The sequence below is a fragment of the Paraburkholderia sp. A1RI-2L genome (assembly GCF_048957375.1).
Taxonomy (GTDB): domain Bacteria; phylum Pseudomonadota; class Gammaproteobacteria; order Burkholderiales; family Burkholderiaceae; genus Paraburkholderia.
Genome location: NZ_JARBTA010000002.1, coordinates 96,825 through 112,741, shown reverse-complemented (window position 1 = coordinate 112,741; position 15,917 = coordinate 96,825). Strand labels below are relative to the sequence as shown.

Below are 15,917 nucleotides of genomic sequence, written 5' to 3'. Positions count from 1 at the left end.
GATCAAGTCCTTTGGTGATAAGCCGCGCCCCTCGCGCGAGCCTGATACCAGTTTGCCAGGCCGTGCGCGAAGTCAAGTCACCGCAGCGGCTGAGCGGCGCACTCTAGCGCTAACGGAAAGAATCCGAAAGTTCTTTAAGTGGGAGCATAAGAAACCCGCCGCACAGGACGGATTTCATGCACGGTGCATCGATTAGCCGGACTTGCGCCGTTTTCGATGGAAGACGCGCAGACCGACGAACGCGACTCCAAGCAATACCGCGGTCGATCGTGGCGCGAGCCCCGCCGCGTGAGGGAGGGCCTGGGCCGCGACCCACACGGCGAAAAACCCGACCAGCGCACGGCCGATGAGTGGCCGGTTGAGCAGGTGGACGAGCCTGCCAGGGCGCTCGGTCACCCACTGCCCGTATTCCTCGTTGATTTGTTCGAGGTCGCAACCTGAGCCGTCCGCAGTACGCGCGTCGCGATAGAAGCTCTCGTACTGGTCGAAGCGCAAGTCGCCGTAACCGCGAAGCCAGGCCGATGTGCTGTCGCGAACCATCCACGCAAGATCATCCATCGCAGTGCCCCTGTCAGTGCATCGAGCCAGCGTGCCACAGCACGCCGCCTACCGCGTCAATGATGCAGTGCCCGTCGTCCTCGGCGTAATACGCACCGGTTTCGGGATGCTGCCAGCCGAACTGCGCTGAACCATCGGCGCTGAAGACGACCATGCCCGCGGGCAGGTCCAAACGTTCCTCGCCGATGTGCATCATTTCGCTCCCTTGCCGCGCGTGCCGAGGCCGTTGCTGCACGCCGGGCAATGGAAGCTGTGCTGCATCTCGATCTTCGACTCGTTGTTCGACACGATGTAGTGCGTGCGGCACGCCCTGCACGGGCCCATGGACAGTCGCGCGTCGGCCGCCATCGCGCGCGTCAGGTTGAAGCCGCGATCGGTGGCGAGCAGCGCGCGGTCCGCGAAAAGCTGGTTGTACAGGTCTGCGGAGGCGATGAGTGCTTGGGGCGAGTTGGCGCCCATTTCCAGCGCGGAGCGATACAGCCAGATGAATACCGTCGAATGCAGGCGCTGCTGCGGCCGCTCAACGGACCATTGGACCGAATTGGGCTGATTGCCGCAGGGGGAGCGCTTGCCGTGGATGTCCATGTACATCTGGCGTGTCTTGCTTTGCGGCAGTCCAAAGAGGTTCGAGGCCGTGCTCGCCCGGCAGCCGTGTGCCATGAGCGCCGCCGCGTACATTTCGTGGGTCTCGCGCCCGAGGCGCAGCTCCGTCCAGTTCGCGGTATGGGGCAGCTCGCCCGCGCGGTACGGCGTCGTCGCCATGATGTGGTGGGCAACCTGGTCGACGTTAAGCTCGTTGGCCGTGAACTCGAACCAGAAAGCGGGGCTGACGAAGCGCCACCGGAAAAGCGGCAGGTCGCCGATGAGCTCAAGTGCCGTGCGGAACTTGTAGCCGGGAAGGGCGCCGAGATACTGGGCGACGTCGGGGGCCATGGCGAGCAACGGCGCGCTCAGCACGGTCGTGTTCGCGACGGACTGCACCAGGTCGAGGAACTGCCGGTTGTGGTGCTGGATCGCCTGGGTGGTGAACGGCGAGCGCAGCGGCGGCATCTTTCTGCGCAGCGTATCGACGGTTAGCGTCGTCGGCGTGTCGTCAAATAAGCACCGCCAGTCCTCAATCGTCGGAAGCGACGGCGCGAGGATCAGAAACGGCGTACCCAACAGGTTGCGATAGGAGCCCGCGTTGTGCACCAGATGATCGATCTCCCGGGAGTCGACCCCATAGATCTCATTGAACGATGGCTCTTTGACCAGCACGTGCTTGATGTGCTCGACCAGATCGTAATTGACCGCCAGGATGCGCTGCGCGATCCAGCGCGGCACGTGCAGCCGCGTGATGGCCTTGTAGTCGTCGACGGTTTTCGGCCGGTTGTGTGTCGTTTGCATTTTTGTGTTTTTTCTGTGTTTCTCAACGTATGTCATCTCGTGTGGCCTCAAGCGGGCCACGGCCCCGTGCCCCGCCGGATCAGGCCGCCTTGCGTGCAGCCATGATTTCGGTGTGGAACTTCCCGACGAGGTCGTCCAGCGCCTCGAAAACCGGTGCGAACCGGCCAGCGTTGCCATCTGCGGTGCACATCACCTGGACACTGTGGTATGCCTGCACGAACTCGCCGAAACGCCGCACCAGATCGTTCATCTCGCGATCGAGCCGCTGGCTTGCCTCGAGCGCTGCGGCGTTCGCGTCAAGCTGCGCCGCGATACGCTCAGCTTCTTTGGTGCGCGTGGCGATCTGATCTTCCAGTTCGTCCGACTTCTTCATCAAGTCGTCGTAATGCGCTCTCATCCGGCGCAGGTCTTCCTTGACTTGGGGATCGTCCTGGGCCGGGGGGCGGGTCTTAAGTTCAGTCACCTGCCGGGTCGTAGCGTCGAGTTCGCGCTCCATCTCGTGCAACTGCTGATGCAGGGCGTTCTTGCTCTGCGCGACCAGCGAAAGTTCGTTTTGCAGGCGGTCGCTCGCGGCCTGCGTCTCGGTCTGCTGCGCGCGCGTCCGCTCGACTTCCTGCCGCAGGCGCTGGGCTTCAAGGTTGGCCGTGTTGAACTGCTCAAGCAGACTCGCGTTCTCGTCGTTGGCGGCTTCCAGTCGTTCCTGGTCGGCGGCAATGCGGTCCTGTTGCTGGCGCAGCACCTCGATGAGTTCCTTCACCTCCCGCGTCGACATCTCCGGGTCATTCTTCTTCTTCGCGATGATCGCCTCGACGATGTCGTCGCCGATGTCGTTGACGATCAGAAGCTGCATGTCGGTCAGCCGCAGGAATTCGACGGCGTCATTGTTGTCATGGAAACGCGCGTAGGCTTTCAGGTGCACGCGTATCTTCGACTTCGACATGCGATGCAGCCTCTCAAGATAGGACAGCGCATCGGTGTAGGCCCGCGTGGTGGTGGTCGGGGTGTCGCCAAAGCTCAGCGCATAAGCCGTCTGCAAAAGCCTCAAGGTCTCGCCGAAGCGGAACCCGAGTGCCATGTGCTCGTGCATGATGCGCCGCACCGATTCGTTGATATCGGTGCTGATCTGCATCAGCTGCTGGATGATCTCGTCAGGCAGCCTGCCGCCGAACATCTCGCGTGCGACCTGCGAGATCTCGTCGCGCGAGGGCAGGTGGACGCTGTAGACATCCCCGATGCTCTCGCCGGCGGGAACGAGGGCGCCGTCCTCCGGGACGGTCGGGTCGAAATCAGGATCAACGGGTGGCGTTTTTTTCTTCGTCATTTTTTTTTCCTTCGTGTCGGTCTCAGGAGTTGTCCGTTGCGCGTGCAACGGATCGGGCGCGGAGCGGGCGCCGGTCCCGGTTACAGAGCTAGGGTACGCGTGCTTTTTGGCGACACCTGCTCGAAAGGCGATCAAAAACACACAGCTTTCACAATCGGGTGCTCTCTTAATCGGCACCTACCGGGCATACTTTAGGGTTTTCCCTTAGCCTTTTGACGTGTTCCTCTAGCTTCGTTATGCTAATTGATGCATTGAGCATAATCGCGCCCCACGCCGTCTTGACGTTCACGGGTTTCTGGCCCGAGCGCAGGAACTCGTGGCGGCGCATTCTGAGGAAATAAGCCAGCTCGCTCACGTGAAGGAGGGTGGGCGGAAGGTCGCGATCGAGTGTGCACGCAGCAGCGGCGAACACGCCGAGCCCTTCGATGCGCCACAGGCGCGGCAGCTTCTCGTTTAGAAAAGCGACCTTCGTGCGGTTCTGTGCGAGGGGCGAGCGTCGCGTCTCGCGCGTGCCGTCCGGGCGGATCACGTCCAGGTCGTCGTATCCCGCGCCGTGGGCGATGCGCCCGGTCCAGTTTTTCGTTTCGATCACGAATATCCCGAACGGCGTTACGGCCACGTGGTCGATTTCGGCGGTGGGGAACGCGGTGCCAGGCGCATGCTCAATCAGCACGGGCCCGTCATGCAGATGAAAGTCGTCGCCGCATAGCCACGTCAGCACGCGGTGCAGTTCGGCATGCACGGCGGCTTCCCCGGCCTCGCCGCGCTGGCTTGCGCGGGTGGTGGGCGGTGCGTAGGGCCCGCCGTGACCCGGCACGTAGGCGGGACCGAAGAATCGCCAGCCGGTTTTGCGGCGGGCGCCACGCTTCGAATAGCGGTAGCCAATATAGGCAAGGATTGCGAGGACGATAAAGGCGGTCATTTGGATGCTCACGCAATGAGTTGGGGGTGATTCGAGTGTGTCAGAGGCCACGCGAAGTCAAGTCGCCGGGATCGTCGCCGTTTGCGCGTCCGGTTGCGGACCGAAAAGCTCCACAAAAAGTGCAGCTTTCCGGGAAAAGACGTGCAGGCGCCTGCACGAGACCGCCCTTCGGCATAAGCTCCCCCGAATTCGCGATCATTTCGCCCTTCGTTGTCCGCGCAACTGCCGTAATCTGCCTTTACCCCCGCGTCTTCGACGCATCGAACCTGCCGCACGGTCCTCGTGCTGCTCATTCCATTTCCCTTCCGTCTCGCGAGTCCGATCGCGGTGGCCTCCTGCGGGGTCACGGCGAACGCGCTACGCGCAGGATTTCCTTGCCCCATCTGGGCATCGAAACCGCCAGGCATAGCCTGGCCATTCCCTTGTGCGCTATTTTTTCTGGAGAGAAAAATGCTGAGTCTTTTGATTAAGGACCTTCTCAAGGCACCCGGCAAACTCGTTGCCGTGTGCTTCGTCCTCTACCTCGCGTCGATATCGATGTTTGTCAGCCTGTTCCTGGCGCTCGCTGTTGGTGGCAAGTTTGTCCAGACGCTCAAGCGCAAGGCCAAGGCGCTCGAAGCTGCTGAAGCCGAGGCCGAGCGTGCCCGCGCCGAAGCAGAACGCGTTGCGGCTGTGGAAGCACAGAAGCAGGCGACTGCCGTCGCCGCTGCTGCTGCCGCGGCTGCACAGCCTGAAGCGGTGGCACCGACACGGCAATACGCCAAATCGGCCGTCGTCATTCTCATGAAGCGCACAGGTACCCACAACTAGGGTCCTGTCCATCCCCTGCACCGCGGCGCCTGCCGCGGTGTTCCCTCTACCCGGCCCGGGAATCCATTCCCGGCCAGGGGTGCGATTGCCCGGCCATTCCGGAGCAATCCCATGAAACGAGACGTCGCTGCCTGGCAGCTCGACATCTTCGGCGGCGAGGCCACTCCGGTGCTCGTCGTTCAACCCAAACCCGACCCGCTCCCCGACCCGCAGTACTGGAGCGCGTCCGTTCGCGAGGCGATGATCGATGCGCTCGTCTCACTCGCGCGCGACAGTCGCCGCGGCGACCGCATGCCTGAGTCCCTGATGGACTGCGCTGCGATGCTCAGCGAGCGCCTGCGCAACGTGAAAGTCGACGCTGACGACCATCGCGCAACCCTTGGCTGGATCATGGGCTACTGGAGCGGCGCGCTGCCCTACGAGCACGTGTGTAGCGTGAACGGCATTGATCCCGAGACCCTGCAGCAGGTGATCCTGGATACGCCGTTGCTTGCGCGCGATCTGGAGGAGCTGCGCCGCCTCTGTTTTGGTTCGCTGATCTAGGGAGTCAATCATGGCTGGGATTCATCTTCTGCGCGCGTTCGCGGAGTTCTTTCCGTCCCGTCCTCCCGTCGCTGCGCCCGCCGCGCGGCCTTCGCCGTCGCGGCCCCGTGCATCCGAAATCCGCACGGTCGGGCAGGGCGCGCCCAACGAAACGTTCGTCTTCATCTGCGGCGTTCCCAATCTGTTCGTGGATGAGGGTGACTGCATCGTGCAGTTCAGTCCGGCATTCGAGGAGGGGCCGCGCGATACGTGCTTCGGCACCAAGATCCTGCCGGAACCCGAGCCGCACTGGTCGCTCGTGAGCGAGCACCGCGCGTCGCTGAAGGACGCGATCGCCACGGCGATCCGCGCAGAGGGCAAGGCCCAGGGTCTGGCCGCAACGGCACAGGCACGCAGCGCGCCGGCCGCTGAGATCGTTCATGAGATAGCCGGTCACGCGCCGGATCATGCCGATGCCCACGACGTGGCCACTGCGCCGCGGCAACCGCGGGAGCGGGTCCCTCGGCGCGACGATCGCGGGGCAGCGACGGTAGGCCGGGTGCTTGGCTGGGGCGAGGAGCAGTTTCCGAGCCGCAAGCCGCAGGGCAAGCCGTTCTATACGTCGTTTGCAATGCACATCGACACGCTGTCGGGCGAGCGCACCTTGCAGGGCGAAGGCCTGAAGGACGCGATTGCGCAAAGCGGTTGCCGCGTCGGCGACGTCGTGACCCTCAGACGCCTCGAAAAGATCCAGGTACCGGCGTTCACTGACAGTGGGCGCCCCATCATGAAAAACGGCCAGCAGGTCCTCTGGGACAAGTGGCTCTGGTCGATCACACGTTAAAAGGAGTACTCAACTCATGGCATCAGTCAATATGGTCATCCTCGTCGGCAATCTCGGCGCGGACCCTGAAGTGCGTTATTTGCCTAGCGGCGACGCTGTGGCCAACATCCGGCTCGCGACGACGGACCGCTACAAGGACAAGGCATCGGGCGAGTTCAGGGACGCGACCGAGTGGCATCGCGTCTCGTTTTTCGGCCGTCTCGCGGAGATTGTCAGCGAGCACCTGAAGAAGGGCTCGTCGGTCTACATCGAAGGGCGCATCCGCACACGTAAGTGGCAGGCGCAGGACGGCACCGATCGTTACTCGACGGAAATCGTCGCCGACAAGATGCAGATGCTCGGTGGCCGCAACGGTGGCGGCCGACGCGAACCGGGCGGGGACGACGACTTCGAGAGCGAGCCTCAGGGCCGCAACCCGCAACCTGCGCGTGAGCAGCCGCGTCAGACGCCGCCGGCAACGGGAACACGCGCACGTCCGCCGCAATCGTCAGCGGGCGGCGGCGCGGGCATGCGTGCTCCGTCGGGTAGTAGCTTCGATCCGCTCGATGACGACATCCCATTTCTTTGTGCCTATCCGCGCGCCGCATGGACTGCGATCTGATCCCGAACCCTCTCACCAGTCGGGGTTGTTGATCCTGTAAGTCCTCACCGATCGTTGTCGTGGCGCACCCTCGGGTGCGTCGCGCGACGACGTTCCTGTCCACGCGCCGATCGTTGCGCGCTCAGTTTCTGTTCACACCGTAACCGTGTTCAAAAGAGCCGCCCGCGCCACGCCACGCGCGCAGGCGGCTCCTTTGAGCACGCGTTTTCACGCCTGTCTCAGGCACCGACCCGACCCACTTCCGAATGGAGAGTGACTATGAGTACATCTGGACGCGGGCTGTCACCCGAGAAGTATGAGTGGCTGCAACGCAAGCTGAAGGAATTCGCGCTCTCCCCGGAAGCGTGGATTTCGACCTTGATGAGTTATGGCATTTCCGCCGACTGCCTGACCGGCAACGCAAGTTCCTGTCCGGTGTGCGGAGGCGATGACCGGTTTACCTATGACAACAAGAGCGGCCGCGGCGACTGGATTTGCCGAAAGTGCAACGACGGCTATCCGATGGCAGGCGATGGCCTCCAGCTGATCGCCCGCGCGAACCGCATCGGGCTGTATCGATTGATGCGCCAGCTCGATGGTGGCACGCCGCCGCCGTCACGCGCGCCGCTCACCTCGACGGCGCCCGCGCCCAAACGCAAGGCCGATCCGGCGTTTGTCGCGAAGCGGCTGGATGGCATGTGGAGTAATGCGAGGCCGCAGGCTGTGGGCGATCTGTCGATGCGCTATCTGCAGGAACGCGTGCCCGGCCTCACGGCCGGGCCGTCGCCGGCGCTGCGTCTCGGCATGCTCGAGTATCGCCACGACAAGAAGGTGATTGGCAAGTGGCCGGGCATCGTGGCGCGATTCGAATTGCCCGATGGGCGTCTTGGAACATTGCATCGGACGTTCCTCGATTCGGTCAAGCCCGCGAAGGCGACGATCGTGTCGCCGGATGGCGAGATCCTCGATGCGAAGCTCAACGACATGACGCTCAACCCGCTCGCGGGCGGTGCCGTGCGTTTGATGGCTCCCGTCGACGGAGAAATCGGTGTGGGAGAGGGACTGGAAACGGTCTACGGCGCGCACATGGACTCTGGCGTACCGGTCTGGAATTGCCTGAACCGCGTTCTGCTCTCGAAGTTCGTTGTCCCGGAAGGCCTCGGCATCAAGGTCGTACACATCTTCATGGACTTCGATGACATCGATCCCAGGACGCGCCAGTCTCCGGGCGTGAGTGCCGGTCTGGTCCTCGCCAAGCGGTTGCGTGCTGAAGGCTACACGGTCGTGCCGCATCGACCGAAGCTACGTGGGACAGACTTCGCGGATCAATGGAAGTCGCGCTGGATGGCAGCAAATGCAACTGCCCCCTTGGGGCGGCCAGCATCTCACGCATCACACGTGGCGCTGGCCATCTGATTGAAGTCGGCTAGTCCGGCATTTCTTGAACCTGCCCGGTGGGGATTCGTCCCCTCCGGGGATGGTCCGTCGGGCTCTTTTTCCTGTGAGGCAGAAAATGAGCTTTTTCCAGATGATGGTGGGCAACCGCTTTACGATCGTTGCGACCAACGGTGCGGCGAACGGCAACCGGCCCGTGCGCAAGTCCGATGCGGTGGCGTTCGATGTGTTCGACCGCAACGCATGCAGGACCGTGGTGCAGGGTCAGCCATTCGATGCGGCATTCGACTTCTGCACGATGCGGCTCGCCATCACGGCGGCCAAGCCGCTTCAATGATTTTCACCCCTGAAACGACGGCGGGTCCCACAGCAACTGTGGGACCCGCCGTTTTTTTGTCTTTCGTCCTTCCTGCGGACTACCACCGCGAAGCCCGCGTCCACCAGCCAAACACGCGTAGCGCGCCAAGAATCACGTACCAGCCGCCGATCGCCCAGGCGAATCCGATCATGAAGATGAACGAGAGGTCGATCGCGAAGCTCTTGAGTCCCTGGGAGTACAGGAAAATCGTGAATAGCCAGCCCGCATAGCACGCTGCTGCAATGGCGGCACGGCGCGCGAACCAGTGCCACCCCAGGAACGCAGTCCACGCCTTTCGAAGGCGCTCCATCACTTTTCCTCGCGGTGCTCATACGCATCGAGAAGGCACCCGACTTTCCAGCCGGCGATACCGACGGCGACGCACGCGGCGATGTACACCCAAGTCAGCGGCTCGTCCAGACGCTGGCCGTGAAGGATCGCGTTCACAAGCTGGTATTCCATTTCGTCTCTCCATTTCCGGTTTGGCACCGGCGCGGGGTCATCGACCACCACACCGGCGCTGTTGATTTATCTTCGCACAGCGCGCGCAAAGTCAAGCGCGCGGCGCGTCAGTCGAACATGCCTGCGAGCATGTCCCCGAGCGCATCGATGTCAGCTCGCCCGTTAGCTTCGGAGTCCTCGACGCGAACGGACTGGAATCCCTCGGTCGGATTGTCCGCGCCCGTTGTCGGGGTGGGGGCCGCGACCGCAGCGGAGACCGTCGCAGTTCCGGGTCGATGGGATGGATCTCCCGCCGGCGCGATGAGTGCGCCAGCGGGCAGGATACCGGCCGCAGCCGTACCGCCCGCAGCCAGTTGCGCGAGCAACATGCCTTCGGCAAGCGCGCGCAGCACGGCGGCGCGCTCGCGGGGCGTCGCGCACTGATCCAGCCGCTGATACAGCAGCGGCGAAGCCAGCGGATTGATGGTTACCGCCATCTCGTATGTGCCGCTCATGCCGCGCGCCTCTCGCGTGCAAGGCCGGCCTCGCCGACCAGCAGGAAGCCGCGCGCGTTCGCGATGCACGGCGAGTCGATCAATTCGATCACCAGGCGCGGGAACGCCCGCCGGATCGCCGTGGCGTAGAGCGCCGCGCCGCCGCCCGACAGGATGATGGAGCGCACGTTGGGCATGCGGCCGACGTTGTTCTGCATTTTCTTCACCACGCCTGAGATGATCGGCTCGGCCTTCGCAACATAGGGCGCGAGATCGATGTTCTTGCCGTAGAAGAAATACGGCTTCTTTTCACGCAGCGCCTTGTCGATGAGTTCAATGCCCTCGACCTGTTCGCCCTCGTCCTCCCCGATCAGGGTCGCGATGCGCTGGTAGACCTGCGAGGCACCGCCTGGCTCGCCGTCGCTTCGCTTGTCGTCCATCGAAATGCCCACGGCATAGAGCCAGTCGGTCGTGAAGTAGCCCACGTCGACGACCAGGTGTTCGTCGTCGCGCCCGAAGCCGCCATTGCGCGAGCTGGTCGCGATCACGAGCGAGCCCATGGGCTGCGGAATCACCACAACCTTGTCAATGAGAATGCGGCCATGGCCGTAGTCGAACTCGCCAGTAAAGCGTTCCCTGAGCGCTGCGGCGTACTTCTTCATGTTGTGCACCGGAAGACCGAGCACCAGACGCTCGATGTGAGTCTGGCCCGCGAAATGAATCGCACCGAAGAGCAGGGCCGCGTAGTTGTCAGAGAGCACGTAGTCGTCAGCGAGCGCGCGCCCGGTCTTGCCGTAGGCTGCGGTGAGCGGGACGTCGGGCCCGACCTCGTATTCGATACTGTCGATGGTGACGGTCACAACCTTGCGCACACCGAGCACGCCCTCACTGAAACTGGAAAGTGAGCGGCTCGCGGCCAGCGGCGCGAGCGACGGAAACATACCGGTGGCGACCGTGCCGCTGGCCGCGCGATGCGCGTATTTCGTGTTGCCGTAGCCGACGTCGATGGCGAAGACGGGGGTTTTCATGTCGTGTGTTCCTTCGGACAGGGTCAAACGGGTTGGATCGGGTGCACGGCCAAACGCGGTGGCTTTGGCTGTGCGAGAGAGCGATGACGAAGCAAAGCTGAAGGATGAGACCGGCGCTCGATCAATCTCCATGAAATTGCTGGAGATTCATCGCAGTGCCAGGCAACTCCATCTTTTTCTCCGACATTGCTGTGACCAGTCTATCGAGCGCTGCGAGAAGTCAAGTCAGCGAAAGCGGCCCTGTTCTGGTGAGCTTTTGGTGTGCCGCGCTTGCGTCGGGCGGCTATTCTTGGCAATACCTGCCGCGTCCCTGACGCATCGACCTGAAGTGCAAGGCACTTCGTGCGTCCTCTCTCTGGCCAACCGGCCACCATCCCCCGCCCGCAAGGGCACGTTTCACCCCACTGTCCGCGCTCCATCGTGAGGCGGCTTTTTTTCAATCGCGTCAAGTCCACGGTGGTCCACCATGAGGACCACCGGACAGTGCGATATCCATACGATCGGCGGGTGTCCGCCGCGATGATGCGCGATGAGCGAATGTGGACGCGGACAGTTGGACAGTCCACGACCTGCCTCACGCGCATTACACACGTCCTTTCAGCACACATGCTGGGTGCGTTCAGGAGGCCCGATACACCGCGGCTGACGTGAACGTGCTTGGGGACGGGGGAGATCTTGCGCGCCGGCAACGCCGGTGTTTCGCGACTCCCTGAACGGAAGACAGAACGGTGCGCGCTACCGTAACCAGAACAGCGCAACAGGAATTGCCCGGCAGCTGGCCCGGGCACCCGCAGGCCGCAATGGTCCTGCGCGGTGCCCAGACGCACGAACGCGTCCGGGGTCGGTCGGGTAGCCACAGCAGGCGGCAGCAGCAGTGAACGCGGGACGGTGATGCGCGAAGCGCAACGCCCCGCGCCGCAGCAGGTGGACAGTCCGAACGCATCTCTTCCGTGCGGCTGGCTGATCGGATGGAATCGCTAAAGGACAGGAAGGCAGTACATCCCGCGCCGGGGACAACGGCGAAGCCGCAAGGTGAGCGGCACGAAAACGATCTATGCGAGCAGGTACCGGACGTCGGGCAGGGGCGTCACCGGCTCGCGCAGGGGAACATGGCCGGGGTGGGGCCCGGCGCACAACGGAGGTATGCATGGCTGCGATCCTGAATGTACGCGCGGTGGTACGGGGCCATCGTCTGACGCCGACAGTTGCGGAAGAATTGATCCGCCTCTTCGACAAGCACGTGTCGGCGGTGCACAGCCGCACGCGCATCAGCGGAAAGGCCCTCTCGATCAAGACGCAGGAGCGTCGAACGAGCGCGATCTGCAAGGCGTTCGTGGAGCTGCGCGAGGGTGGCTTCGCGCTGGCGAGCCCGTGGAGCCTGCGCAAGAAACATGTAGCGTGGCTGGTCGAGACGTGGGTCTCTGCGCAACAGAGCGGCGGCACGATCGAGAACAAGCTGACGTACCTGCGCGCGCTGGCTGGCTGGATCAACAAGCCGGAAATGGTCGGCACGCTCGCGCACTACGTGGACCGGCGCGAACACGGACTGGTGCGCTCGTATGTCGCGGAAGTGGACAAATCGTGGGAAGCCAACGGCGTGAACGCGACGCAGAAGATTGCGGAGATTGGCGAGACCTGCCCGCGCGTGGCGGTGCAGCTGAAACTGCAGGCCGCGTTTGGCCTTCGCCTCGAAGAGAGCTTCATGCTGCAGCCGCAGCGGGCGGTGAGGGACGTTGAATTCCTCGCGGTGACGCGCGGAACCAAGGGCGGACGGCCGCGCGAGTTGCCGCTGGAGGCCAAGGTCGCGGTGCTCGAGGAGGCTGCTCATCTTTCCAATCCGGTCACGGGTTCGACGGTGCCGGAAGACAGGACGCTCAGGCAGTGGCGCGACTGGTACTACTACGTGATGGAGCGCCACGGGATTACGAAGTCGGGACTCGGCGTGACGAGCCACGGCCTGCGTCACCAGTATCTGCAGGAACTCTATGAAAAGGTAGCCGGGGTGGCGGCGCCGGTGAAGCGGGCGGGCGAGCGTCCCGATCCGGCGCGTCATGCAGAAGCGATGCGCCGGGTGGTCGAGGCGGCGGGGCATAGTCGCGTGACGAAGGCGAATGCGTACCTGTCTACGTTCGCGCGGCAGGAGCGGCTCGCGAAACCTGTGGTGACACCGGAGCAGGCCGTGGCCGCGCTCGCGGCAGCAGGGGGCAACAAGTCTCACGCGGCGACAGCACTCGGGATTTCGCGGCAGGCGCTCTACCGGTTGCTCGCGTCGGCATAGGGTGGCACAGCGCGCCGCCGCGAATGAGTATCAAAGAACGAACGATACGAGGCGGCTAATGAGGCGGGAGGACGGACAATAGGAACTGTCTCTCGGTTCTGGTGGCCTCTCGACAAAGCCAGAACAACTTTCGACCGGCCTCGATGGCCGGTCTCTTTTTTTTGTGCAGCCCACTACCAGCGGTCGCGGTCGGGCAGGGAGTCGATCGCCACCGCCAGGCGGTCCTCGAACAGCAGTTCGCCGTCTTCCGAGGGCGAGAAGATGCGTGGGAACTCCGCGTAGCGTTGACCTTCGACCTGAATCCACTTCACCAGTTGCACGAGCTTGCGATAGCGGGCAGCGTCCTGGAGGACCGGCTCGATGGGCCAGCCGTCGAAGGTCACGATGGTGGCGTCGATGAGGCGGCGGGCGAGCATGGCGAAGACCGGGCCCATTTCATCCCAGTTGCCTTTGGTGCGCGAGAGCAGGTCGAGTACAGCCGGAATATCGGGAACGCCGATTTCGCGTTCAACGAGGCGCTGCAGATCGGATATCTCGGCCTCGGGACGGTTCAGGCGCCGGTTCCACAGCTCGCCGACGCGGTTCATGGCTGCGCGCTCGTTGGGCTCGATGGCTTCCCACGGTGTCTGCATGCCGCACTCGGCGCAATAGATGCAGACCAGATGTTCCGTCTTGGGCGCTTCAGGCGGCCGGGGCAGGGTGTCGCCAATACGGGGCGGGCCGGCGAGGCGTCCCCATTGCGTACAGTCGTATGTCGGGTCGGGCAGGAACGAGGTGAGGCGTTGGGAGCGGCCGACGGTGGGGCGGCCGCCGCAGTGGTCGCAGGGAATGAGCTGCTCGTACATGGCGGTTGGCGTGGATGGATTGCCCGACATTATCCACTGGCCGCGAGATTTCAAAACTGCAAGGTGAGCGGTGCAGGTGCTCTTACTCGCTGGCTAGACCATGCACGGTCGGGAAGCGAACGCGAGATCAGCGATTTCCCTCGGGGAGGTCGGCCGGGGTAAGCACCTGACGCACCAAGGGCGCCGGCATCCCCAACGCTCTCGCCATCGAACCCACATTCGCCCAGATTTTCTCTTTCGGGCACGTGGTATAGAACAAAGCGAATTCCGCGATTTCGCAGTTCCCGTGCATCATGGTTTTGTGATTGGCAATGGATGAGCGTCTGAGATGCGCGAGCCCGAATTCCTTCACCAGTTCGAAACGGGGCGCGTTGGGCGGGGGGGATCTTCGACCACACTCAATACGGCCCGAACCTTTTCATCGAAGGTCGCGTTCGGCGGCATCAGCGCTGCGCGCTCGAGCAACCGTGACGGACTACTGTGGCCGCAGTAACGCAGGGCGAAATCCACGGTCTCGGCGAGCGAACCGGTAATCCGTGCGCGACCGAAGAAGTCCGCGAGCGCCTGAGGGACCACAGTCAGTCTGCATTTTACGTAGACGCGACTCGCCTGAATCTTCAGATCCCGGGCCATTTCGGTACCGCTCGCCCATACGCCGGCCACGAGCATGCTTTCGTAAAACAGCCCGAAATCATATGAAGTGCTGCCCGTCTCGGTCATTCTGGTATGAAGGGCAATCGCCGCTTCTTTGTTAAGACAGGGCGCCGCGGCGGCTTCATGGAACGCTGCCGTATTGGATTCCATCCCTTGCAAAACTGCTCTCCTCACGGATAGTGCTTGATTAAAAAACGTGCTTCCCGTCTCGGGCGCGAGCGTCGGTACCAGGCTCGCCGTCTTCCGGAAAGCTGTTGTGCGTGACGCCGCCGAGCAAGCGGCCCGCGTGCTTCTTGCCGACCTTCAGCATGTATGCGTCGTCGCCCGACAGGATCACCGCGTCGGCTCCGTCGCGTAACAGGCCAAAGCATGACATCGACCCGGCGGCTTTCGCGCGAGCGTGTTGCTCGGCGCTCGCATGCAGTGCGGGCAGCCATTCGCCCCATTGTTTGAAGAAGAAGGGCACACCCGCCGCAGCACACTGCGCTTGAAGCGACGAGGCCCAGCCGGGATGCATAGGCCTAGCGTTCGGACCGCTCTTCCCGCCGACGATCACCCAGTCGATCGACGCCGATGCGTTGGTCTGGTTCTGTCCGGCGGCCAGCATGTTCCATTGCGCGACGCGATCGAAAGGAAGGGTTACCGGCCCGAGCAGCGGCTCCATCGAGACGAAGCGCACACGCGCTGGCGTAGCAAGCAGCTTTGGAACGTTGCGGTCAGCCTCGATCTGGTCGACTACCGTTGCACCAAGCCATACGTTGCCGCCGGCGATGAGGTCGAACGCGAGTCCGTCACGCTGCATGTACGCTCGCACGTTCCCGATACGTTTCGTTAGCAGCAACCAGTCGAGGTTGGGCGTTTTGGCGATCATCTGGAAGAGGTCGATGCGCCACGCATCCGGCACGGCGTTGTCGAACACGTCCGCAAGGGAAGCGCAGAAGACACGCTGTCGACGTTTGTGTGTCGCGAAGAACGCCTCATGCTTCGCGTTCCATCGCCGCGCGTGATCCCACGTCGCCGGTGCGGTACGTCGTCGCGGGGCGCCCGGCCCCCAGTTCGGCGCGACGCCGCCGGAGAACCGGGCGTTGCGCGCCTGAGCGTAGCAGTTGTCGCATCCGCGGCTCACACTCTGGCAACCTTCCCACGGGTTCAGCGTGTGGTCAGCCCCACTCGATCGTTGTGTTTTCCATCTCTAGTTCCTCGCGGTCTGCATGGCCCGGCGGCGCGCGGGCGACGCGCGAGGCGGGGTTTCGTTCGGGGCTGGCTGCAAACAGGTTTGGGCAGGCATATTCGGTGTGTGTGAAAAGGAAAGCCATTTCACGACATTCAGTCATCTCTTCGAGACTACAGCGCGAGAGCGGAAGTCAAGTGCTCTGGCGGCGTGGGGCGAGTAAGTTCGGCGTGTACGCTGACCAGACGGTCGACTGTTCCGTCGTTGCCGTCCACGTCACCGATGATGGACCTTGATCGGGTATCCAGCC

General features: G+C 63.2%; 18 protein-coding genes and 1 pseudogene. 7 read left to right on the top strand and 12 right to left on the bottom strand.

Annotation, left to right across the window (positions count from 1 at the left end; genetic code table 11):
- Positions 1 to 192 precede the first annotated feature (192 nt).
- The 5 genes from PWP93_RS15385 to PWP93_RS15365 form a co-directional block, all read right to left on the bottom strand.
- Positions 193 to 558 (bottom strand): hypothetical protein, encoded by a 366-nt coding sequence (locus PWP93_RS15385; RefSeq protein WP_421028907.1) that lies wholly within the window; start codon positions 556 to 558, stop codon positions 193 to 195.
- Positions 559 to 571: 13 nt separating this feature from the next.
- On the bottom strand, positions 572 to 754 hold the full coding sequence (locus PWP93_RS15380; protein WP_421028908.1) for a hypothetical protein: 183 nt from the start codon (positions 752 to 754) through the stop codon (positions 572 to 574).
- Positions 751 to 2,121, bottom strand: coding sequence for a FlhC family transcriptional regulator (locus PWP93_RS15375; protein WP_421028909.1), 1,371 nt, complete (start codon positions 2,119 to 2,121; stop codon positions 751 to 753). The genes PWP93_RS15380 and PWP93_RS15375 overlap by 4 nt, the downstream gene beginning before the upstream one ends.
- On the bottom strand, positions 2,024 to 3,265 hold the full coding sequence (locus PWP93_RS15370) for a hypothetical protein (protein ID WP_421028910.1): 1,242 nt from the start codon (positions 3,263 to 3,265) through the stop codon (positions 2,024 to 2,026). Before PWP93_RS15370 ends, PWP93_RS15375 begins: the two co-directional genes overlap by 98 nt.
- Before the next feature lie 166 nt (positions 3,266 to 3,431).
- Entirely contained in the window at positions 3,432 to 4,187 is a 756-nt protein-coding gene (locus PWP93_RS15365) for a nuclease-related domain-containing protein (protein WP_421028911.1), read from the bottom strand.
- Between the two features lie 450 nt (positions 4,188 to 4,637).
- Here PWP93_RS15365 and PWP93_RS15360 point away from each other — a divergent pair, with 450 nt between their 5' ends.
- The 6 genes from PWP93_RS15360 (at position 4,638) to PWP93_RS15335 (ending at position 8,675) form a co-directional block, all read left to right on the top strand.
- A complete protein-coding gene (locus PWP93_RS15360) occupies positions 4,638 to 4,997 on the top strand; it encodes a hypothetical protein (protein ID WP_421028912.1) in 360 nt (119 codons plus the stop codon).
- A 111-nt stretch (positions 4,998 to 5,108) separates the two neighbouring features.
- A complete protein-coding gene (locus PWP93_RS15355; RefSeq protein WP_421028913.1) occupies positions 5,109 to 5,540 on the top strand; it encodes a hypothetical protein in 432 nt (143 codons plus the stop codon).
- 10 nt (positions 5,541 to 5,550) lie between these two features.
- Complete coding sequence (locus tag PWP93_RS15350; RefSeq protein ID WP_421028914.1) at positions 5,551 to 6,363, top strand: hypothetical protein; 813 nt, start codon at positions 5,551 to 5,553, stop codon at positions 6,361 to 6,363.
- A gap of 16 nt (positions 6,364 to 6,379) precedes the next feature.
- Positions 6,380 to 6,964 (top strand): single-stranded DNA-binding protein, encoded by a 585-nt coding sequence (locus PWP93_RS15345; protein WP_421028915.1) that lies wholly within the window; start codon positions 6,380 to 6,382, stop codon positions 6,962 to 6,964.
- Between the two features lie 258 nt (positions 6,965 to 7,222).
- On the top strand, positions 7,223 to 8,359 hold the full coding sequence (locus PWP93_RS15340) for a primase-helicase zinc-binding domain-containing protein (protein WP_421028916.1): 1,137 nt from the start codon (positions 7,223 to 7,225) through the stop codon (positions 8,357 to 8,359).
- Positions 8,360 to 8,456: 97 nt separating this feature from the next.
- On the top strand, positions 8,457 to 8,675 hold the full coding sequence (locus PWP93_RS15335) for a hypothetical protein (protein ID WP_028231592.1): 219 nt from the start codon (positions 8,457 to 8,459) through the stop codon (positions 8,673 to 8,675).
- Between the two features lie 79 nt (positions 8,676 to 8,754).
- Here the strand turns inward: PWP93_RS15335 and PWP93_RS15330 are convergent, their stop codons facing one another.
- From PWP93_RS15330 to PWP93_RS15315, 4 genes are all read right to left on the bottom strand, one after another.
- On the bottom strand, positions 8,755 to 9,006 hold the full coding sequence (locus PWP93_RS15330) for a hypothetical protein (RefSeq protein ID WP_421028917.1): 252 nt from the start codon (positions 9,004 to 9,006) through the stop codon (positions 8,755 to 8,757).
- Positions 9,006 to 9,158 (bottom strand): hypothetical protein, encoded by a 153-nt coding sequence (locus PWP93_RS15325; protein WP_154671315.1) that lies wholly within the window; start codon positions 9,156 to 9,158, stop codon positions 9,006 to 9,008. The genes PWP93_RS15330 and PWP93_RS15325 overlap by 1 nt, the downstream gene beginning before the upstream one ends.
- A 107-nt stretch (positions 9,159 to 9,265) precedes the next feature.
- The gene (locus PWP93_RS15320; RefSeq protein WP_342964627.1) at positions 9,266 to 9,652 is read right to left on the bottom strand and encodes a hypothetical protein; all 387 of its coding nucleotides are present in this window, start codon (positions 9,650 to 9,652) and stop codon (positions 9,266 to 9,268) included.
- Positions 9,649 to 10,659, bottom strand: a complete 1,011-nt coding sequence (locus tag PWP93_RS15315; protein WP_421028918.1) for a PRTRC system protein D — start codon at positions 10,657 to 10,659, stop codon at positions 9,649 to 9,651. The genes PWP93_RS15320 and PWP93_RS15315 overlap by 4 nt, the downstream gene beginning before the upstream one ends.
- Positions 10,660 to 11,806: 1,147 nt before the next feature.
- Between PWP93_RS15315 and PWP93_RS15310 the strand changes: the two genes are divergently transcribed.
- Positions 11,807 to 12,937, top strand: a complete 1,131-nt coding sequence (locus tag PWP93_RS15310; protein WP_421028919.1) for an integrase domain-containing protein — start codon at positions 11,807 to 11,809, stop codon at positions 12,935 to 12,937.
- Positions 12,938 to 13,110: 173 nt separating this feature from the next.
- Here PWP93_RS15310 and PWP93_RS15305 read toward each other — a convergent pair whose 3' ends face one another.
- From PWP93_RS15305 to PWP93_RS15295, 3 genes and pseudogenes are all read right to left on the bottom strand, one after another.
- Positions 13,111 to 13,782, bottom strand: a complete 672-nt coding sequence (locus tag PWP93_RS15305; RefSeq protein WP_421028920.1) for a Lar family restriction alleviation protein — start codon at positions 13,780 to 13,782, stop codon at positions 13,111 to 13,113.
- Positions 13,783 to 14,130: 348 nt separating this feature from the next.
- Complete coding sequence (locus PWP93_RS15300) at positions 14,131 to 14,586, bottom strand: hypothetical protein (RefSeq protein WP_421028921.1); 456 nt, start codon at positions 14,584 to 14,586, stop codon at positions 14,131 to 14,133.
- A 37-nt stretch (positions 14,587 to 14,623) separates the two neighbouring features.
- Positions 14,624 to 15,626 (bottom strand): annotated as a pseudogene (locus PWP93_RS15295) (phage Gp37/Gp68 family protein).
- Between the last annotated feature and the right edge of the window lie 291 nt (positions 15,627 to 15,917).